17 protein-coding genes are annotated in these 19,334 nt (G+C 58.9%); 11 read left to right on the top strand and 6 right to left on the bottom strand.

Going from position 1 to position 19,334, the window contains the following annotated elements; translation table 11 throughout:
* Positions 1–2 precede the first annotated feature (2 nt).
* Positions 3–1,136, bottom strand: coding sequence for a PA0069 family radical SAM protein (locus RDA78_RS29225; RefSeq protein ID WP_434053252.1), 1,134 nt, complete (start codon positions 1,134–1,136; stop codon positions 3–5).
* Between the two features lie 110 nt (positions 1,137–1,246).
* Between RDA78_RS29225 and RDA78_RS29220 the strand changes: the two genes are divergently transcribed.
* Positions 1,247–1,942: a glycosyltransferase gene (locus RDA78_RS29220; protein ID WP_434053251.1), complete on the top strand. Its 696-nt coding sequence runs from the start codon at positions 1,247–1,249 to the stop codon at positions 1,940–1,942.
* Here the strand turns inward: RDA78_RS29220 and RDA78_RS29215 are convergent.
* Genes RDA78_RS29215 through moaB form a run of 3 tightly spaced genes read right to left on the bottom strand, consistent with a single transcriptional unit; the run spans position 1,939 to position 3,992 of the window.
* Positions 1,939–2,901 carry a glutathione S-transferase family protein gene (locus tag RDA78_RS29215; protein WP_434053250.1) on the bottom strand — a complete coding sequence of 321 codons (963 nt, stop codon included), beginning with the start codon at positions 2,899–2,901 and terminating at the stop codon, positions 1,939–1,941. The genes RDA78_RS29220 and RDA78_RS29215 overlap by 4 nt on opposite strands.
* 29 nt (positions 2,902–2,930) lie before the next feature.
* Positions 2,931–3,431: a GNAT family N-acetyltransferase gene (locus RDA78_RS29210; RefSeq protein ID WP_434053249.1), complete on the bottom strand. Its 501-nt coding sequence runs from the start codon at positions 3,429–3,431 to the stop codon at positions 2,931–2,933.
* Between the two features lie 3 nt (positions 3,432–3,434).
* The gene (moaB, locus tag RDA78_RS29205) at positions 3,435–3,992 is read right to left on the bottom strand and encodes a molybdenum cofactor biosynthesis protein B (protein ID WP_434053248.1); all 558 of its coding nucleotides are present in this window, start codon (positions 3,990–3,992) and stop codon (positions 3,435–3,437) included.
* Between the two features lie 189 nt (positions 3,993–4,181).
* On the opposite strand from moaB, the gene RDA78_RS29200 reads away from it, so the two are divergent.
* The 6 genes from RDA78_RS29200 to RDA78_RS29175 all read left to right on the top strand — a co-directional run bounded on the left by RDA78_RS29200 (position 4,182) and on the right by RDA78_RS29175 (position 11,753).
* Positions 4,182–5,408, top strand: a complete 1,227-nt coding sequence (locus RDA78_RS29200) for a PLP-dependent aminotransferase family protein (RefSeq protein ID WP_434053247.1) — start codon at positions 4,182–4,184, stop codon at positions 5,406–5,408.
* 34 nt (positions 5,409–5,442) lie between these two features.
* Entirely contained in the window at positions 5,443–6,090 is a 648-nt protein-coding gene (locus tag RDA78_RS29195) for a ceramidase domain-containing protein (RefSeq protein ID WP_434053246.1), read from the top strand.
* A 110-nt stretch (positions 6,091–6,200) separates the two neighbouring features.
* A complete protein-coding gene (locus tag RDA78_RS29190; RefSeq protein WP_434053245.1) occupies positions 6,201–8,495 on the top strand; it encodes an NADP-dependent malic enzyme in 2,295 nt (764 codons plus the stop codon).
* 88 nt (positions 8,496–8,583) lie between these two features.
* A complete protein-coding gene (locus RDA78_RS29185; protein WP_434053244.1) occupies positions 8,584–8,916 on the top strand; it encodes a chorismate mutase in 333 nt (110 codons plus the stop codon).
* 95 nt (positions 8,917–9,011) lie between these two features.
* A complete protein-coding gene (locus tag RDA78_RS29180; protein ID WP_434053243.1) occupies positions 9,012–10,130 on the top strand; it encodes a PQQ-dependent sugar dehydrogenase in 1,119 nt (372 codons plus the stop codon).
* 324 nt (positions 10,131–10,454) lie between these two features.
* On the top strand, positions 10,455–11,753 hold the full coding sequence (locus RDA78_RS29175) for a DEAD/DEAH box helicase (RefSeq protein ID WP_434053242.1): 1,299 nt from the start codon (positions 10,455–10,457) through the stop codon (positions 11,751–11,753).
* 1,309 nt (positions 11,754–13,062) lie between these two features.
* Here RDA78_RS29175 and RDA78_RS29170 read toward each other — a convergent pair.
* Positions 13,063–14,739 carry an electron transfer flavoprotein-ubiquinone oxidoreductase gene (locus tag RDA78_RS29170; protein WP_434053241.1) on the bottom strand — a complete coding sequence of 559 codons (1,677 nt, stop codon included), beginning with the start codon at positions 14,737–14,739 and terminating at the stop codon, positions 13,063–13,065.
* A gap of 311 nt (positions 14,740–15,050) precedes the next feature.
* Here RDA78_RS29170 and RDA78_RS29165 point away from each other — a divergent pair, with 311 nt between their 5' ends.
* From RDA78_RS29165 to RDA78_RS29150, 4 genes are all read left to right on the top strand, one after another.
* Positions 15,051–15,941: a uracil-DNA glycosylase family protein gene (locus RDA78_RS29165; protein ID WP_434053240.1), complete on the top strand. Its 891-nt coding sequence runs from the start codon at positions 15,051–15,053 to the stop codon at positions 15,939–15,941.
* 79 nt (positions 15,942–16,020) lie between these two features.
* Positions 16,021–16,653 carry a PilZ domain-containing protein gene (locus RDA78_RS29160; RefSeq protein ID WP_434053239.1) on the top strand — a complete coding sequence of 211 codons (633 nt, stop codon included), beginning with the start codon at positions 16,021–16,023 and terminating at the stop codon, positions 16,651–16,653.
* A gap of 117 nt (positions 16,654–16,770) precedes the next feature.
* A complete protein-coding gene (locus RDA78_RS29155) occupies positions 16,771–17,628 on the top strand; it encodes a S49 family peptidase (RefSeq protein ID WP_434053238.1) in 858 nt (285 codons plus the stop codon).
* An 80-nt stretch (positions 17,629–17,708) separates the two neighbouring features.
* Positions 17,709–17,894 (top strand): hypothetical protein, encoded by a 186-nt coding sequence (locus RDA78_RS29150; RefSeq protein WP_319386119.1) that lies wholly within the window; start codon positions 17,709–17,711, stop codon positions 17,892–17,894.
* A gap of 34 nt (positions 17,895–17,928) precedes the next feature.
* Here the strand turns inward: RDA78_RS29150 and RDA78_RS29145 are convergent, their stop codons facing one another.
* Positions 17,929–19,320: an MATE family efflux transporter gene (locus RDA78_RS29145; RefSeq protein ID WP_434053237.1), complete on the bottom strand. Its 1,392-nt coding sequence runs from the start codon at positions 19,318–19,320 to the stop codon at positions 17,929–17,931.
* Positions 19,321–19,334: the final 14 nt, after the last annotated feature.

Here is a 19,334-nt window from a genome sequence, read left to right as displayed (position 1 = left end):
TCTCAGAAAAGGTCGAGTTGCACACCACCTTTTTGAGGCTGCACGAAGTCTGCGGTATTCAGCTTCTTCCGGCGCAGGTTGAGACCCAGCCGTCTGGCCGCAAGCGAGAACCGCTTTGCGATCTGATCGGCATATGGACCGCGTCCACGCATGCGTTCCCCCCATCTGGCATCATAGTCCTTGCCGCCGCGCATGGACCGGATCAGGCTCATGACATGCCGGTAGCGGTCGGGACGCGCGCGCAGGAGCCAGTCCCGGAACAGTTCGGAGACCTCAAGCGGCAGGCGCAAAAGGATGAAGCTGGCCTCTTGGGCTCCGTGATCCGCTGCAGTAGCGAGCAGGGTCTCGATCTCGCTGTCGGTGAGTGCCGGAATGATCGGTGACATCATCACGGAGGTCGGTATGCCGGCGTTGGAGAGCACCCGGATTGCGTTGAGGCGTTTGTGCGGCGCAGACGCACGCGGCTCCATGGCCCGGCAGAGTTTTTTGTCGAGTGTGGTGACGGACAAGGCCACTTTGACGAGATTGCGCTCCGCCATCTTGGACAGGATATCGATATCTCGCGTCACGAGCGCCGACTTCGTGACAATCGCGACCGGATGCGAACTCCGGTCGAGCACGTCCAGGATCTCGCGCATCAATCCATAGCTCCGCTCCAGAGGCTGATAGGGATCCGTGTTGGTGCCGATGGCGATCACGCGGGGAACATAGCCGGGTTTGGAGAGCTCCCGTTCCAAAAGCGCGGCGGCATTCGGCTTGGCGAACAGCCTGGTTTCGAAATCGAGACCGGGCGACAGACCCATATAGGCGTGGGTCGGACGCGCGAAGCAGTAGATGCAACCATGCTCACAACCCCGGTAGGGATTTATGGATCGGTCGAACGAAAGATCGGGAGAGTCGTTGCGGGTGATGATGGTGCGTGCACGCTCTTCCTGAACCTCCGTTTTTAGCGGGGGCAGATCGTCCAGAGAGTCCCAGCCATCATCGAAACTTTCAAGCGACACCGGCTCATGACGACCGCTTTTGTTCAGTGCCGCGGCCCGCCCGCGACGGCGGTCTTCGGCCACTCGTGCGGTTTCCGCCTGCACGATGTCATCGGGATCAGCTTCGGATACGCGTTGAAGGACCGTGTTCATTCTTGCGATACGCTACATGGAGAGAACATATCATGAACATTAGCGAAAAAACCGGCAGATACAACCCGGATATTTCGCACTTGCGAATTTTTGATGTAAAAGACGGCCTCATGATAACTGTCATTGTACCGACAAAGAACTCAGAGACCGAACTGGTGCATTCGCTTTCGTCTCTGGTAACGGCTGCAGCGGAAGGCATCATTCGCGAAGTCATTATCGTGGATGGGGGCTCAAGCGACGCGACCGAGCGTGTCGCCGATGCCGCTGGCTGTCACTGGGTGAGCCGTGCGGACATGTCCCGAAGCGAGCGCCTCACCTTCGGAGCAGGCCTCGCAAGACGCGGCGACTGGCTTTTGTTCCTTCGGCCCGAAACGCTTCTGGAAAGCGGCTGGCATCACGAAGCACAGGCGTTTATCGAACGTGCCGGACGTGCGCCCAACGGCACAAGGACTGCGGCCAGCTTCCGGCTGAGATATGAAGCCTTCGGCATGAGCGCCCGCATCAGCGAATCCATCGCGGCCATGCGCTCGCAACTTCTCGGCATGCCTTACGGAAACCAGGGACTGCTGATTTCACGCCAGTTCTACCAGACCCTAGGCGGCCACCGGCCATTGCCCGAACTGGAGGACCTCGATATCGCCAAGCGGATCGGACGCAGCCGCATCGTGTTCCTGCGCGCGGCCGCGGTAACCTCTGGCGCATCGGAGAACGAAAGCGCCGTTGCCCGCTTCCGGCAGTCGCTTGCGCGTTTCTGCGTCGGTACCTTGAGAATTCCGGCAAGCGTTGCGGTCAAGCTGCACGGCTAGAGCGGCTTCGGTGAAAAGTCGACCAGTGGTCCAAGCGGAACGATGCCATGCGGATTGCGCACTTCGCTTGGCGAGTGATAGCCGCGCCGGTAGATATCAAGTTTGACTGTTTCGGCAACACCCGGCAGTGCGAAGAAGCGCCGGGCATAGGCCCAAAGGTTGGGATAGTCGATCAGGCGCCTGAGATTGCATTTGAACGCACTCCAATAGGCGACATCGAAGCGCGCAAGCGTCGGGAACAGGCGGATGTCGGCCTCCGTCAGACGGTCGCCCAGAAGCCACGTGTTGGTTTCAAGCGTCTTTTCGATCCTGTCCAGAGCTTCGAAGACATCCTGCACCCCTTCGTCATAGGCAGCCTGGGACCGCGCAAAACCGGCCCTGTAAACCCCGTTGTTCAGTTTGGGATAGATGTACCCGTTCCAGTCATCGATCTCGGGAAGCAGCTGTGCCGGGCTGTAGTCGGACTTGTTTTCCGCCAGGTCCTGAAAAGCGCCGTTGAACATTCGAATGATCTCGGCAGACTCGTTGCTCACCAGTTTGACGGACACCGTATCGAAGAGGACCGGGACGGTGACACGGCCCGTATAGGCCTGCGTGCCTGCCGTGTAGACTTCGTGGAGCGCCGAGGCACCGGACAGCGTGTCGATATACCCGTTTTCGGGATCGAAGACCCAGCCCGCGTCTGTTCGCCTGGGAGCAAGAACGGAAATCGGGATGTGTGCCTGCAGTCCCTTGAGTGCCCGCATCAACAGTGTGCGGTGTGCCCAGGGACAGTTCCAGGCGACATAGAGATGATATCGGTTGCTTTCCGCCTTGAACCCGGCGCTTCCGCTCGGACCGGGAGAACCATCTTTCGTCACCCAGTTCCGGATCTGCGCCTTGGAGCGTTCGAAGCGGTCGGAGGCAACGCTGTCTCCTGTGGCGTCCGTGTCCCAAATCCCGTCAACAAGCAGTCCCATGGTTCTCTCCGCCTCGATCGTCGGTTGTTTCAAAGCGATCGGGTCATGCGGACGGAGGGGAAAACCACCCCGCCCGGCAAGGTGACAGGAAAGGGCTCGACGGAGCGAAATCCGCAAGCCCGGTAAAATGCTTCGCCGTTCAGCGTCGAATAGCAGTTGAACTCGGTAACGCCCGACACGAGGGCGTCGGAGATGCAGCGCGACATGAGCGCCCGGCCGATCCCTTTTCCCGTGTGGTCCGGGTCCGTGCCGAAATGGCGGATGTTTCCGTTGTCGGGGGTTTCACCGTGTCCGGTCGGCGACTGCCTTGTCCACCCGCCGGCACCGATGATCTGGCCGGCATCATCGTCGGCCACATAGTAGCTGCCGGAAGCAAGAAGTTCCGGCCGCGCTTTGGTAATCAGCGGCAGCGCCGCGTCCAGGATGTCGGCATCATAGGCATCCCGCAAGAGGACCGCATAACTCTTTTGCAGGAGAGCTGTCACCGCGGCACTGTCTGCTTCTGTCGCTATGCGGACAAGGAATGACAAGGTTCAGACTTCCTGAAGTTTCCCGCGTTTCAGATGTTCATCGAGCCTTGGCATGATCTCGACGAAATTGCAGGGCATGTGCCGGTAGTCGAGCTGAAACTTCAAAATGCCGTCCCAGGCGTCCTTGCAGGCGCCGGGTGAACCTGGCAGCGCAAAGATGTAAGTGGCGCCGGCAACGCCCCCGGTCGCGCGGGACTGGATCGTCGACGTGCCGATCTTGTCATAGGAAATCCGGTGAAAAACTTCGGAAAAGCCATCCATGCGCTTTTCAAAGAGCGGTTCGATGGCCTCCGGCGTCACGTCCCTTCCGGTGAAACCCGTTCCGCCGGTCGATATGATTACGTCAACGCCCGCGTTGCCGATCCAGTCTCGCACGATCGCCTGGATCGCTTCGATGTCGTCTGTGACGATCTTCCTTTCGGCGAGCAAGTGCCCGGCTTTCGTCAAGCGCTCCGAAAGGGTGTTTCCCGATCGGTCGTCTTCAAGCTTCCTGGTGTCGGAGACGGTCAGAACGGCAATGTTGAGCGGGATGAACGGACGGCTTTCATCTATGCGGGACATGGACAACTCCTTTGTCCTCAAGAGATAGGGGAACGCGCGTCAAACCGCCAGTGGCAGCAGACAGGGGATCGTTCAGGTCAACCAAGAGCAATAAAATTACAAAAAATAACAAGATCGCGACACTTGCAAAATATATAGGTCAGTATTATTGACTTAAATAATCAAATGCAGACCATGTGTGAGCCGATCATGACAACCTGGGACAGTCTTTATGCCAGACGCGCGAGCCGAATGCGCGCCTCGGAGATTCGCGAACTCCTGAAACTCCTCGACCGTCCGGATGTGATCTCCTTTGCCGGAGGCATTCCGGATCCGGCTCTGTTTCCGGCGGAAGCCTTCAAGAAGGCCTATGGCGAGATCCTTGGTGGGGCGGATGCCGAACGCGCGCTCCAGTACGGCGTCAGCGAAGGCAGCCTGAGACTGCGCACCTGGATCGTGGAACACATGCGCAAACTGGGCATCGAATGCACGCCGGACAACATCCTCATCACCTCGGGATCGCAGCAGGGCCTCGACTATATCGGCAAGCTGTTCCTGTCGGAGGGAGACACGGCGCTGGTGCAGTGGCCGACCTATCTTGGCGCGGTTCAGGCGTTCAATGCCTATGAGCTGAATTTCGACCGTCTCGATCCGCGTACCAACCGGTCGGCAGCGGCATACAGTGCCCAGGCTGCAGAGAAAGGCGGTGCGATCAAGTTTGCCTATCTCTCACCCGATTTTGCCAACCCGACGGGCCTGTCGCTCAACCTCGAGGAGAGAAGACGCATCCTGGAACTTTCAGCGGAGCTATCCTGTGCAGTCATCGAAGATTCCCCTTATGAGAGCCTGCGCTATGACGGCGAGCCGGTTCCGGCGCTTCTTGCACTCGATTGCGTTCAGAACGACGGGATCGAGAACAGCCGGACGCTCTACTGCGGCAGCTTTTCCAAATCTCTGTCGCCGGGCCTGAGGCTCGGCTGGATCTGCGCCGCGAGCGAGGTAGTTTCCAGGCTCGTTTTGATCAAGCAGGCGAGCGACCTGAACACGCCGGTGCTGAATCAGGAGGCCATGGCGCGCGTTGCCGAGCGGGAGTTTGAGACGCACACCGCCAAATCCAACGCGGTTTACAAGAAGCGCCGCGATGCCATGCTCTCAGCGCTCGAGCGGCACATGCCGGAAAGTGTCCGCTGGACACGGCCGGAAGGCGGCATGTTCATCTGGGTCGAACTTCCTGCCGGCGTAAACGCGTCGGAACTTCTTGAGCAATCCGTCGAGACGGCCAAGGTCGCATTCGTTCCCGGGGGAGCTTTCCACCCCGATGGCAGCGGTACGAATACGCTGCGGCTGAGCTTTTCCTGTGCCGGCGCGGACGAGATCGAGGCCGGGATCGCAAGGCTTGGTGCCCTGATAGCCGAAACTGTCACATTCGGCCATTAAGAAAAGAAAAGGGTGAACTGAAGAAGCGTTCGAGATGGATCTCTGGGAACAGGTTGACAACTACTGCGAGCGCGTCGGGCCGGAATTCTGGTCCGAGCCGCTCAATGCCATCACCAATGGCGCTTTCGTCGTTGCAGCCGTTCTCGCCTTTGCTTTGTGGCGCCGCTGGACGCCGGATGACTGGACTGGCCTTGGCCTGATCATCGTTCTTTTTGCAATCGGTATCGGGTCGTTCCTGTTTCACACCTTTGCAACACGATGGGCCGGTCTTGCCGATGTCATTCCCATCGTGATCTTCATTCACGTCTATCTCTTCGTCGCGCTCAATCGCTATCTGGACCTGCGCTGGTGGACGGCACTCGGCATCGTTATCGCCTTCCTTGCGGCGACGGTCCTGTTTGCCGATACCCTCTTTGCGCCGCTTGTCGGCTCCTCCGCCGGATATGTTCCGGCGCTGCTCGCGATCTTTGTGGTCGGCGTCCTGTTTGCCCGCAGAAACAGCAGGCTTGGTGCCGAGGTCCTGCTGAGCGGACTTGTGTTTTTTGCGTCGCTGACCATCCGCACCCTCGATGAACCCTTGTGCGCACAGGTGACGTTCGGAATTCACTTCATGTGGCATATCCTGAACAGTGTTGTGCTGTTTTTGCTGATACGGGTTCTCATTTTGCAGCGGGCCGGGTAAACCACAGAGACACTTCGGAAAATCGCGCTCCGTGACGCGTCACACGGATGGCGTTGTTTTGCGAAAAAAGCGTTGAAAGCGCGGAAGAGGCCAGGGAGACAGAAAACGTCATGAGCGATAACAACAAGACCGAACACGATCTGTCGGAAGCCGCGCTTTTTTATCACGAAAATCCGAAACCCGGTAAACTCGAGATCCAGCCCACCAAACCGCTCGGCAACCAGCGCGACCTTGCGTTGGCGTATTCACCCGGCGTCGCCGCGCCCTGCCTGGCCATTGCCGAAGACCCGTCCAAGGCAGCCCACTATACGTCGCGCGGAAATCTCGTCGCCGTGATCTCTAATGGAACCGCCGTTCTGGGTCTTGGAAATATCGGTCCTCTCGCCTCCAAGCCCGTGATGGAAGGCAAGGCCGTACTTTTCAAGAAGTTTGCCGGGATCGACGTGTTCGACATTGAGGTCGACGAGACCAATGTCGACAAGTTCGTGGACGCGGTCTCGGTGCTGGAACCCACGTTCGGCGGCATCAACCTTGAGGATATCAAGGCCCCGGAATGCTTCATGGTAGAAGCAAAACTCCGGGAGAAGATGAACATTCCGGTGTTTCACGACGACCAGCATGGCACGGCGATCATCGTCGGCGCGGCCGTTCGAAACGGGCTGCATCTGGCCGGCAAGAAGATCGAGGACGCGAAAATCGTTGCCTCCGGTGCCGGTGCCGCGGCGCTGGCCTGCCTGAACATGCTGGTGTCTCTTGGCGCGAAGAGGGAAAACATCTGGATTACGGACATCGAGGGCGTTGTCTACGAAGGCCGCGAAAAGCTGATGGACGAGTGGAAGTCCGTCTTCGCCCAGAAGACCGACAAGCGTGCGCTCGACGAGATCATCGAAGGTGCTGACGTTTTCCTCGGCCTGTCGGTTGGCGGGGTGCTCAAGCCGCAGATGGTGGAGAAGATGGGCAAGGGGCCGCTGATCCTCGCGCTGGCCAACCCGAATCCGGAAATCATGCCCGAGGACGCGCTTGCGGTGCGCAATGACGTGGTCATGTGCACGGGCCGCTCCGACTATCCCAACCAGGTCAACAATGTCCTGTGTTTTCCGTTCATCTTCCGCGGGGCGCTTGATGTCGGCGCAACGACCATCAACGAGGAGATGAAGCGCGCGGCAGTTGAGGCCATTGCAGGCTTGGCGCAGGAAGAACCGTCCGATGTCGTCGCGCGTGCCTATGGCGGCAAGACCGAAATCTTCGGTCCGAACTACCTGATCCCGTCCCCTTTCGATCAACGTCTCATTCTGCGCATCGCTCCGGCGGTGGCGAAGGCTGCGATGGACTCCGGCGTCGCGACACGTCCGATCACTGATTTCGACGCCTATCTGGACCGTTTGAACCGCTTCGTGTTCCGCTCCGGCCTCATCATGAAGCCGATCATCCAGAATGCGGCCAAGGATCCGCAACGGATTATCTACGCGGAAGGCGAGGACGAGCGCGTCCTGCGGGCGGCACAGGTCCTGATCGAGGATCACATTGCCAAGCCGATCCTGGTTGGTCGGCCCGATGTGTTGCAGCAGCGCTGCGAACGATTTGGCCTGAAAATCCGCCCTGATGTCGATTTCGAATACGTCAATCCGCAGGAAGACCCGCGCTACCGCGATTATGTGGACGAGTATTTCGAATGCGTCGGCCGAAAGGGCCTGCCGCCCAACGCTGCCCGGACGGTCGTGCGCACCAACGCGACAGTCATTTCAGCGCTTGCTGTGCGGCGCGGTGACGCCGATGCGGTCATCTGCGGACTGGAAGGACGGTTCATCCGGCACCTGCGCGACATCAAGCAGGTGATCGGCGTGTGCGAGACAGCTCGCGATCTCTCCGCCATGTCGCTGTTGATCAACAGCCAGGGTGCGCTCTTCATGTCGGATACATTCGTGACCGAGGATCCGACTGCCGAAGAAATCTCCGAGATGGCCGTCCTCGCGGCCCAGGAAATCAGACGCTTCGGTATCGAACCGAAAATCGCGCTCCTGTCCATGTCGAATTTCGGGTCCAGGGACACGCCGTCATCGCGCAAGATGCGCGAGGCGCTCGAACTGATCTGGGAGCGTCATCCCGAACTGGAAGTGGACGGGGAAATGCATGGCGATTCCGCTCTGAGCGAGGCTCTGCGTGAACGCGTGATGCCCGGCAGCAAGCTCAAAGGCGAAGCCAACCTTCTGCTCTTCCCGAACCTCGATTCCGCAAATATCGCCCACAATCTTCTGAAGGTCGCGACCCAGGCGCTTCATGTCGGCCCGATCCTGCTTGGAGCAGCAAAGACCGCGCATATTCTTACGCCTTCGGTGACCTCGCGCGGCGTGGTGAACATGTCGGCACTCGCCAGTGTCGAGGCACAAACGCGCCTGGTTGACTGATCCGAGGCCCGGCAGCTCATGACTATTTCCAGTGAAGCGGGGGCGCTCCTGTTGCTCGCTGACGGGTCCGCAAATCCGGAAGACGAAATTGAAAACACCTGACGAGTGTCTGACAAAGCAGGACATACGCACTGAAATAGATCGGCTGGACGGCGAACTTGTGCAGCTTTTTGCCGAACGGCAGAGCTACGTGCGCCGCATGGCAGAACTCAAGCGACACCCGGACGAGGCGTTCGACGCGGCGCGGATCGAGAGCATGATTTCCGCGATCAGGGATCGCGCGGGTGTTCTGTGCCTGGATCCGGATCAGGCGGAATTGGTCTGGCGCACGCTGATCGACTGGAACATCGCTTTCGAGAAGCGGGTGATTGCAGATCGGCTTCACAATGAAGCGGCGAACCAGGACACACCGGCTGATTGACGATTTTTAATCCGGGCATGACTGTTCAGCGGCGTTGGAGTTCCTAGGTATTGGAGAGACCGACAGGATCGCCTTCTTGGTATGGAGCCCGAACAATGACGCGCAATATCCTTCTCTCCTCTGCAGCAGCACTATGCTTGGCCTTCGGCCCAGTAGGTGTCATGCCGGCTGTTGCGCAGTCCTCGGTCGCTCTTGAAACCATTGCCGACGGGCTGTCATATCCTTGGAGTGTCGCGTTTCTGCCGAGAGGCGGCTATCTGGTGACCGAGCGCGACGGGCTCTTGAAATACGTCTCCGCCGATGGCGGCCAGAGCGTCGTCGAAGGGACGCCGGAAGTATTCGCGCAAGGGCAGGGCGGGCTCCTCGACGTGGTCCTCAGCCCCGGTTTCGAGACGGACAGGACCATTTTCATGTCTTTCTCGCAAGGCTCTCCGGAAGGAGCCGGAACGTCCCTATACCGCGCGACACTGGCTGAGGATGGCGATGGTTACCGGCTGGAAGACGGAGAAACGATCTTCCGGGCGAACAATCGCGGCTACGGCGGACGGCACTTCGGTTCCCGGCTGGCGTTCGCGCCGGACGGATCCCTGTTCATGACACTCGGGGACCGGGGCGACGGTCCGAGGTCACAGGATGCATCGGATCATACCGGCTCGGTCCTGCGCCTGACACCGGACGGCAAGCCTGTCGCCGGAAACCCGTTTGAAGGTGAGGTGGATCACAAGCCAGAAATCTGGTCCATCGGACATCGGAATCCGCAGAGCGCTGCCATCAACCCGGCAACGGGCGTTCTGTGGACCGTGGAACACGGTGCGCGTGGCGGAGACGAGATCAACATCCCCGAAGCCGGGAAGAACTACGGCTGGCCGGTCATTTCCTATGGACGCCACTACTCCGGCGGCAAGATCGGTGAGGGAACGGAAAAGTCGGGCATGGAACAGCCGATCCACTACTGGGACCCGTCCATCGCTCCTTCCGGCATGGCGTTCGTGACCAGCGAGCGTTATCCGGACTGGCAAGGCGACCTCCTTGTCGGGGCCTTGCGTGGCCGGCACTTGTCCAAGCTCGATCTGGATGGCGAATCGGTCGTATCGGAGGTGCAGTTGCTGGGCGATTTGGACGAACGGATCCGGGACGTTCGCCAGGCGCCTGACGGCTACATTTACGTTTTGACCGACAGTGATGACGGTCAGTTGATCCGCCTCGTTCCCTGATGGTTCTGTCGGCTTCGTTTTGAGCCGGAGTGTTAGCAACGCTTGACATTTCGGTTCATCGAGCAGATATACCGCACTGCGATTGCTGCCGCGTGAGCAGACAGGAAGTCCGCGTGCCAGTGACAACACCGTCCCTGCGCCGATACCCGCCAATTGCAAAGATTTGGAGCCTGATGAGAGGCTCAACCAGTTCCCATGTCACGCGAGGGCCTGGCGGCCAAGAGCCGGTTTCGATTGAGCCGGCTGCCGCGCACCGACATCATGCTGCAAGGAAATGCCTTGCGGCAACAAGAGCATTTTGATGCTCGCAACAAGGAAATGATATTGACCGATTTTCAAAACCTGGGGCTCTCCGGCGGCTTGTTGAAAGCTGTTTCGGAAAACGGCTACGCATCACCGACGCCGATCCAGGAAAAAGCGATTCCGCTTATACTAAAGGGCCATGATTTGCTTGGTCTCGCACAGACCGGCACCGGCAAGACCGCTGCATTTGGTCTGCCGCTGATCGACCGCCTGCTTGCCGACCGAGACACTGCGCCGCAAGGCGGCACCCGCGCACTTATTCTGGCGCCGACCCGCGAACTGGTAAACCAGATCGCGAAAAACCTGATTTCCTACCTCAGGACGACACCGCTCAAGGTGACCTCCGTTGTCGGCGGCGTGTCGATCAACGCACAGATCAAACGTTTGTCCAGGGGGACCGATATCCTCGTGGCGACCCCCGGACGCCTGCTCGACCTCGTTGACCGCAAGGCCGTCGATCTCGGTACGGCATCCTATCTGGTGCTCGATGAAGCCGATCAGATGCTTGATCTCGGCTTCATCCATGCGCTGCGCCGGATCAGCTCACTGGTTCGCAAGGAGCGTCAGACGCTGCTCTTTTCCGCAACGATGCCGAAACAGATCGAGGATCTTGCCAGATCCTATTTGCGCGATCCCGAACGCGTTGAAGTCGCACCGACCGGACGCACGGCCGACAAGGTCACGCAATCGGTCCATTTCATGGACCAGAAGGCAAAGAGCGATTTTCTGCTCCAGCAGCTGAAAGCCAATCCTGAGGGCATGTCGCTGGTCTTCTGCCGGACGAAACACGGAGCTGAACGCCTCATGCGCAGGCTGACGCAAAAAGGCATTGCGGCCGGTTCCATACACGGCAACAAGAGCCAGAACCAGCGTGACCGCGCGATCCGCGATTTGCGCGACGGCAAGATCAATGTGCTCGTTGCAACCGATGTTGCCGCGCGGGGGATCGACATTCCGGGCGTGAGCCACGTCTATAATTTCGAACTTCCGGAAGTCGCAGAAGCCTACGTCCACAGAATCGGACGAACGGCACGTGCCGGTGCCGACGGCGATGCCATAGCGCTGTGCGCGCCCGAAGAAATTGCACTGTTCCGCCAGATCGAAAAACTCATTGGCGTCGATATTCCGGTTGCGGGCGGCGAGGTCCCACCGATGTCCGCAGCCGCGGGCCGTTCCAAGCGGGGTGGGCAGAACCGGGGCAACAAGCCGGCTTCCAAGAAGTCCGCGCGCAAGCGGTCGGCCAAGAACCACAACGACAACACGCCCGGTGCGCGCCCGCACAAGCACCGCAGGTCCGGAAACCGGAAAACCGCTGCCTAAGCAGTTTTTCGCTGTCCGTTTCGATGAGCCAAAAAAATGCACCGGGAAGTGGCCTTCCCGGTGCCAGACCTTGTGGTCGATGGGGGTCAGAACAACGCGTGCTGCCCTGACTGTTCTTTAGGAAGACATCTGACCGGTTCCGTCGCCGCCGCAGTCCGGAGGTAAGCTGCTACTTCCTGCCCACAAGGTACCCGATTGCGCTGCTGAGCAACCGAATTCCAATTTTCTGGGAAAATGCGACAGCTCACCTGTGCACGACTTGATCAGGATTTCCAAAACATGCTGGAAATCAATCATCTAAGCCCCCGTTAGAAGTAAAACTAGATTAACGAAACCAATACTGCAATCATAACTCATCACGAGGGGGGTAGTATGTGGATATCAGAAAAATATATAAATAACATATACTTAGGGTGAAATTGGTCCGAATGGTTCATTTTTTCGGATAACCCCTGATTGAAGCCGGACAAGTCCGGAGGCAAGAAGTGCTTTAGTTTCAAAGAATTGCAAAAATCATACTCTTTATCTATTGTTGTATAGAAAATTTTTATGGCCGCTGATCTGAGCAACGTCAGTCGTAAGCAGCTGAAAATAATGAGAAAAAATCACATCAATTTTCAATGTGGGTGTTGCTGATTCCCAGGAGCCGTCACTACGGGCACTGGGTCGCTGGTCGAATTGCCTTGGAAAAATTTGACCGATTGATATAAATTTTTCTGTTGGATCTAGAACAAGTGCTTGTTTGTTGAAATTAGCGGTTGACGTTTCCGTAAGGTGAAGGTAAGTCGGCCCTCGCTTCAGCACTTGTTAACCACGACAGGGAATGCCGGAGCACAACAACCAGACAAAAGATCTGGAACGGTGCACGTTGGCTCCATCTGGACCTTCGACTCCCAAAAACTGCCGTCTGCGAAGACGGCTCAGGCCTTGTGGCGCGGGCGATCGCGCAACAACAGGACGTCTGGAACGTCCGGCCTTCCAGTTTTGCGCGGTTGACAACCGCAACAGGCCGGTACCCCCACTTTAACCGGCCTGATACAACCCATCGTCCACAAGACGACAGCGCCGGGAAGCTTTGCTTCCCGGCGCTGTTTGTTTCTGAAACCGGTTTCGCGATTTCCTGGCCTTCAGACATCTCTGCGCCGTTTGAGCGCTATGACGAGGCAGGCCCGCATTGCGTCGGGGCAAACGGCGGGGAGCAGGTAGGGCTGGGCCATGCACCCTCGGCAAACGCAACGCCCGGCAAGAGACACGGAACGGCTGAAGCCGTTCCGATCCATCGACGTGTTCCGCGCAGACCCGTCAAGGCTTACATATTCGGATAGTTCGGTCCGCCCGCGCCTTCGGGAACCGTCCAGGTGATGTTGCGGTTCGGGTCCTTGATGTCGCAGGTCTTGCAGTGCACGCAGTTCTGCGAATTGATCTGGAACCGGGGCGCGTCTTCACCTTCCTCCACCCACTCGTAAACGCCCGCCGGACAGTACCGGTTTGACGGACCTGCGAACACGTCGTGCTCGGAAGATTTCTGAACGGCCTGGTCGCTGACCTTCAGATGGATCGGCTGATCTTCCTCGTGGTTCGTATTGGACAGGAACACGGAGGAAAGCTTGTCGAATGAAATGACGCCATCGGGCTTCGGATATTCGATCTTCGTGCAGTCCTTGGCCGGTTTCAGTGTTTCTGAATCGCGTTTGCCGTGCTTCATCGTGCCGAAGAAAGAAAAGCCGAACAATTCGTTCGTCCACATGTCGAGACCGCCGAGACCGATGCCCAGCCAGGTGCCGAATTTCGACCAGAGCGGCTTCGCGTTCCGCACTTTTTTCAGGTCTTCACCGATCGGGCTGTCGCGCCAGGCCGTGTCATAGTTCGCCAGCTCGGTATGCGCTTCTCCGCGTCCGATGGCCGCCATCACTTCCTCGGCAGCCAGCATGCCGGACAGCATCGCATTGTGCGAGCCCTTGATGCGCGGAACATTCACGAACCCTGCCGAGCATCCCATAAGGAGACCGCCGGGGAAGGACAGTTTCGGCACGGACTGATATCCGCCTTCGGTGATGGCGCGCGCACCATAGGAAATCCGTTTCCCGCCCTCGAACGTGTCGCGGATCGTGGGGTGGGTCTTGAAACGCTGAAATTCGTCGAAAGGTGACAGCCACGGGTTTTCGTAGTTCAGATGAACCACGAAACCGACGGCGACCTGGTTGTCCTCGAGGTGATAGAGAAACGATCCGCCGCCTGTTTTACCGTCAAGCGGCCAGCCGAACGAGTGCTGTACGAGGCCGAGCTTGTGTTTCTCGGGAGCAACCTGCCACAGTTCCTTGATGCCGATGCCGAACTTCGGCACGTCGCTGTCCTTGTCGAGCTCGAATTTCTCGATGAGTTGCTTTGCAAGGGAACCGCGCGCACCTTCACCGATGAGCGTGTACTTTCCGCGCAACTCCATGCCCCGCGTGAACATCGCGTTCGGTTTGCCGTCGCGGCCGATCCCCATGTCACCGGTCGCGACGCCGACGACCTTGCCTTCGTCATCATAGAGCAGTTCGGCGGCCGCGAAGCCAGGGTAGATCTCGACGCCGAGTGCTTCGGCCTTCTCGGCCAGCCAGCGGCAGACGTTCCCGAGCGAAACGATGTAGTTGCCGTGATTGTTCATCAGTTTCGGCATCAGCATGTTGGGAAGGCGTGCTGATCCCGCCGGTCCGAGCACCAGAAAATGGTCGTCCGTCACGGCTGTCTTGATCGGGCTGTCTTCTTCGCGCCAGTCCGGCAGCAGTTGGTCCAGTGCGATCGGATCGATCACGGCGCCAGAGAGAATGTGCGCACCGACCTCGGACCCCTTTTCCAGGACAACGATACTCAGTTCCTCGCCCTTTTCGTTGGCGATCTGCTTCAACCGTATTGCCGCGGCGAGACCGGCCGGCCCCGCGCCGACGATCACCACGTCGACATCCATGCTTTCGCGTTCACCAAGCTCGTCTTGTTCGCTCATCTTGTTCTCCCTCAAGCTGGCAAGGCTTTGTCCCAAGCGCCCTGTTTGCAATATTTCGCAGCGCAATACACGACATTTTTCAATTCCGTTAGCGAAATCCGGCCCTTATTTTGTCGAATTTCGCCCAGATAGACCAAAGCCGCGCTCGGGCGTCAAGGAAAAGAATTACGTTTACGTAAAAGTAAAGGGAGTTTCCTTCGCAAGACGAAGCGGATGCAATATCAGAAGGTTGGGGGTCTCGCCACGGTATCGGCCCACGGCGCTTGTGCGATGCGTTCAGCCGGTTAGTATCTGGATCCGGAGGCCGACACTTGCAAAATTCCCAAGACAATCTGAAAGACATCGAAAGTCTGCTTGAGTTCTACCGGGGCGCGGGCGTCGACTGTTTTCTGGGTGACGAACCGGTCGATTGGGTCGAAGCAAGCGCGCGTCAGGCAGCACAAAGGCATCAAACCCCTCCGGCAACGGCACCTGGGAACGCCGGCGCGCCGGCCCAGGCTGCAATGGTGGGTGAGACCAGGTCCCCGAGTGCTCCGCGACAGCTGGCCGCTGCGCCTTCACGGCAGCCGGCCCCGGCCCAAACGGCCGTCATGCCGGACCATGAAACCATCGCATCGGCACGGGATCTCGCTGCATCGGCAAGAACGCTGGCGGATTTGAAAGCGTGCCTGGAAACGTTCGAAGGCTGCAATCTCAAGCCGACTGCCAAAACGCTTGTGTTCGGTGACGGCAACCCCGGGGCGCGGCTGATGTTTGTCGGCGAAGCGCCGGGACGGGAGGAAGACCTGCAGGGCAAACCTTTCGTGGGCCGCTCCGGGCAATTGCTTGACCGCATGCTGTCTGCGATCGGGCTGGACCGGAAAGACGCTTACATTGCCAACGTCGTGCCCTGGCGTCCTCCCGGCAACCGCACACCGACACCGCAGGAAACCGAAATCTGCAAGCCTTTCATCAAGCGGCAGATCGAGTTGGTCAATCCGGATGTGCTGGTGTTCCTGGGCGCAGCCTCCGCCAAGAACCTGCTGGGCGTCCAGGACGGCATTCGAAAGATGCGCGGCCGTTGGATGAGTTATGCCCTTCAGGATCGCGAAATAGCGGCGATCGCAACCTATCATCCGGCGTACCTCCTGCGCAGCCCGCTCGAAAAACGCCTTTCCTGGCGCGATTTCCTGAGCATTCGGGCCCGTTTGGCTGACCACTAACCGTATCAACTTCCCATACGTTAACGTGGCTTTTAGGCTTCCGGTTGTAGGTTGGGATGCAACCGCACCGGAGGAAGACTTGAGCACCACAGGCGCCGTCAGAATTGCTGAAAACTGCGTGACGGCGCTCGTCGTGGACCTGGCCGACATGTCTTGCTTCGAAGCGTCTGCAATCGACTTGAACGACACCGGCTGCTGGATCGTTTCCGACAAGGTGGACTTGCTCAAGAAGGAAGTCGGCTTGCGCCTTGCCGGCACTGACAAGCTTGTGCGCGGCACGGTGACTGCCTACGCGGACAACGAGGCCAGGGTCAGCTTCCTCGCGGAAGATCAGGCAACCGGGGAAAAACGCCGCGAAGTCAGGCGGTCTGTCTGGATCGGCACGGTGGTGAGCGGCAAGACCAGCCCGTTCATCGTCAAGTGCCGCATCATTGATGCCAGTCGCTCCGGGTGCAGGCTTGAGGCTGACGGTCTCGACCGGCTGCCGCAGGACATCGAGATCTCCATCCCAGGCCTCGGCATGCCGATTGCCGCGAAAATCATCTGGCGCAAGAACGGGCAGGCAGGGGTTCGCCTCAATTGGCCTTTCGATCCGGCGCCGGTCCTGACACCCGAAATGGTCACCGCAATGCTGGACCGGGAACAGGAAAGGCAACCGCGCGAAGAAGAGCCGAAGAAGCCCAGAAAACGCATCAGCGCCTTCGGTTCGTGATCTGATTTGTAGGGATCTTCGAGGGTCCACCCGGATTTGCGGGGGCTTGGGTGTTTGCATGTTCCCGAACGATACATATATCGGAGAGAATAACGAACTCTCTCGGGGCCTTTCAGCGTGCTTTCCAAAATCCGCAGTATCCTTCCAAAACGTTTCCGCAATGACAAACCGATTATCCCCGTCGTCCGCCTGCAGGGCGCGATCGGGATGCAAAGCCCGATGCGCTCGGGACTGTCGCTGGCCTCGGCAGCCTTGCCGCTCGAAAAGGCTTTTTCCATCAAGAAGGCACCAGCCGTTGCCCTGATCATCAACTCGCCCGGCGGATCGCCGGTTCAATCGCGTCTGATCTTCAAGCGCATTCGTGACCTTGCCAAGGAGAACGAAAAGGAAGTTCTGGTCTTCGTGGAGGATGTCGCGGCCAGCGGCGGCTACATGATCGCCGTTGCAGGTGACGAAGTGTTCGTCGATCCGTCTTCCATCGTCGGCTCGATCGGCGTCGTTGCGGCGGGCTTCGGGTTCACCGAACTCATCAAGAAGATCGGTGTGGACCGGCGCGTCTATACCGCCGGCGAAAAGAAGGTGACACTCGATCCGTTCCAGCCCGAGGTTCCGGATGACATTGCCTATCTCAAGGGCCTGCAGCTCGAACTGCATGAGACCTTCATTGAGCTCGTGAAGTCCCGTCGCGGGGATGTGCTGAGCGAGGATCCGGATCTGTTTACAGGCAAGTTCTGGACGGGCCGCACTGCCGTTGAGCTCGGTCTGGTCGACGCAATCGGTGATCTGCGCGGCGTTTTGAAGGAGCGGTTCGGCGACAAGGTCGAACCCAAGCTGATTTCCGCGCCACGTGGTCTGTTCGGCAGGCGCGCTGCTGCCGGCATCGGATTGAAGGGCCATCGTTTGACCGAGGGGCTCGGAGAGGACTTGATCTCAGCGGTCGAAGAGCGGGCGCTGTGGATGCGCTACGGCCTTTAAAAAGGCGCAAAAGGCATGTGATGTCGGGGCGGGTTGCAGTCTCAGTGATGAGTATGTAACCCGCAAGCAAGGGGAACGATATGACGGAACTGATTGGTGTGGCGGCACTTGCGGTCGGCGGTTACTGGATTGTTCAACGTGTCAAGCGCAAGATGGCCCAGGTCGAGAACGAGATCTCGAGAGCGGCGGCCAAGGCCGATCCCAATGGCAAGGGCGCGAAGCTGGTCCTGGATCCCGAAACCGGCAAGTACCGGCCGGTCAACTAGTGTGAACCGGCGGCGCGCTGCACCGCCGGAAAACTCACCTTGGATGATTGGCGAGAAACAGGCCCCAGCGAGCGTCGCTTTTTCGAGCCGTCGAATGGAGTATGGCCGCGACGAGCAGAAGCAGCAGCCCCTCTGCAGCGGGCCCCGCGAGCCAGATTCCAACCTCACCGAAATAGAACGGCAGCAGGAACAGCAGCGGCAGGAAAAAGAAGTAGGGCTTGATCAGGCTGATCAGGGCAGCCCTCTTCGCATCGCCAAGAGCCTGGAAGTATCCCCCGATCACGAATAGCGGACCCGCCGCGAACATCAGCGCGATATTGATCGGCAGGATCCTGACAAGTTCCGAGCCGATGGCGGGATCATCCACGAACAGAAATCCGATTGGCCGGGCAAAGAGGCTCAGGATGACCTGAACAGCAAGGCTGTAGAAAAGCGCCGTCAGCAGACCGAGCCGGAGCGTGGCGTCCGTGCGTTCGAAGGCGCGGGCGCCGTAGTTGTTGCCGATCATTGCCTGCAGCGCGTGGATCAGTCCGAGCAGCGGCAGGAAAACGAAGGTCATGATCCGCGTCAGGAGGCCGAACGCGGCAACCGTGGTTTCATATCCGCTCGACCCTATCAGCTGCAATGCCGCAAAGGTAGCTGCAGAACCGATTGCGATGCCGGCGAAGTTGAGGCTCTGCGGAGCCCCCAGCGCGAAAATCGGCCGCCAGCAGGATACCCAGGAAGTCCTGAGCAGAACTGCGGGCTTCAGGTGGCTGTCTGCGCGAAGTCGAAAGCCGACAATGACGAGCAGCGACAAAAGCTGCGCCAGCGCGGTTCCGGCGGCGGTGCCCGCGACGCCGTGGTTCAGGACAACGACGAAGACGAAGTTGAGCGCAATATTGAGCAGTGACACGAACAGGCTGACGCCGGCCATCTGCATGACAAAACCTTCGCTCCGCAGCGCATCCGACTGGATCGACAGGACGAACAGAAGCGGCGATGTCCATGCGGTGATCGCCATATAGATGTAAGCCATGTGCGCGATCGCTTCGGAGCCTTCGGCGGCAAGCAGGATGAGCGGGTATCCCGCCACCGAAAACACTGCGACGGTCAGGAGCCCGATCCCGAGCGAGAGACCGTGCGCGCCGGTAAAAACCCGTTGCGCATCCGTGTATCGCCCTGCGCCGAGGTCGCGCGCCAGTATGCTGGACATCCCGCTTGTGATCAGGGTCGCCGTCGCCACGAGGATCATGTAGGCGGGAAACATGAGCGTGACTGCGCTGAGCGCGTCCGATCCGACGAAACGGCCGAGAAACAGTGCGTCGGCGACGGTCAGAAGTCCGTTCATGCTCATCACCAGAATGATTGGCAGAGCCGTCTTCAATAGGGTCGGGACCAGCGGGCCTTGCGTATAGAAATTTGTCCGGGATGTGTCGGTCGACATTCCGTTCTCCAGGT

This window comes from Roseibium sp., from assembly GCF_051016195.1.
In the GTDB taxonomy this organism is placed as follows: Bacteria; Pseudomonadota; Alphaproteobacteria; order Rhizobiales; family Stappiaceae; genus Roseibium.
Note: the sequence above shows the minus strand (reverse complement) of the source record. Positions and strands in the feature narration are given on the sequence as shown.

What these genes read in the sequence shown, in the direction of transcription:
- RDA78_RS29195 (WP_434053246.1), top strand. Translation starts at nt 5,443, where the DNA reads ATGGATCTCTGGGAACAGGTTGACAACTACTGCGAGCGCGTCGGGCCG.
- RDA78_RS29170 (WP_434053241.1), bottom strand. Translation starts at nt 14,739, where the DNA reads ATGAGCGAACAAGACGAGCTTGGTGAACGCGAAAGCATGGATGTCGAC.
- RDA78_RS29145 (WP_434053237.1), bottom strand. Translation starts at nt 19,320, where the DNA reads ATGTCGACCGACACATCCCGGACAAATTTCTATACGCAAGGCCCGCTG.
- RDA78_RS29190 (WP_434053245.1), top strand. Translation starts at nt 6,201, where the DNA reads ATGAGCGATAACAACAAGACCGAACACGATCTGTCGGAAGCCGCGCTT.
- RDA78_RS29215 (WP_434053250.1), bottom strand. Translation starts at nt 2,901, where the DNA reads ATGGGACTGCTTGTTGACGGGATTTGGGACACGGACGCCACAGGAGAC.
- moaB (WP_434053248.1), bottom strand. Translation starts at nt 3,992, where the DNA reads ATGTCCCGCATAGATGAAAGCCGTCCGTTCATCCCGCTCAACATTGCC.
- RDA78_RS29220 (WP_434053251.1), top strand. Translation starts at nt 1,247, where the DNA reads ATGATAACTGTCATTGTACCGACAAAGAACTCAGAGACCGAACTGGTG.
- RDA78_RS29225 (WP_434053252.1), bottom strand. Translation starts at nt 1,136, where the DNA reads ATGAACACGGTCCTTCAACGCGTATCCGAAGCTGATCCCGATGACATC.
- RDA78_RS29180 (WP_434053243.1), top strand. Translation starts at nt 9,012, where the DNA reads ATGACGCGCAATATCCTTCTCTCCTCTGCAGCAGCACTATGCTTGGCC.
- RDA78_RS29200 (WP_434053247.1), top strand. Translation starts at nt 4,182, where the DNA reads ATGACAACCTGGGACAGTCTTTATGCCAGACGCGCGAGCCGAATGCGC.
- RDA78_RS29150 (WP_319386119.1), top strand. Translation starts at nt 17,709, where the DNA reads ATGACGGAACTGATTGGTGTGGCGGCACTTGCGGTCGGCGGTTACTGG.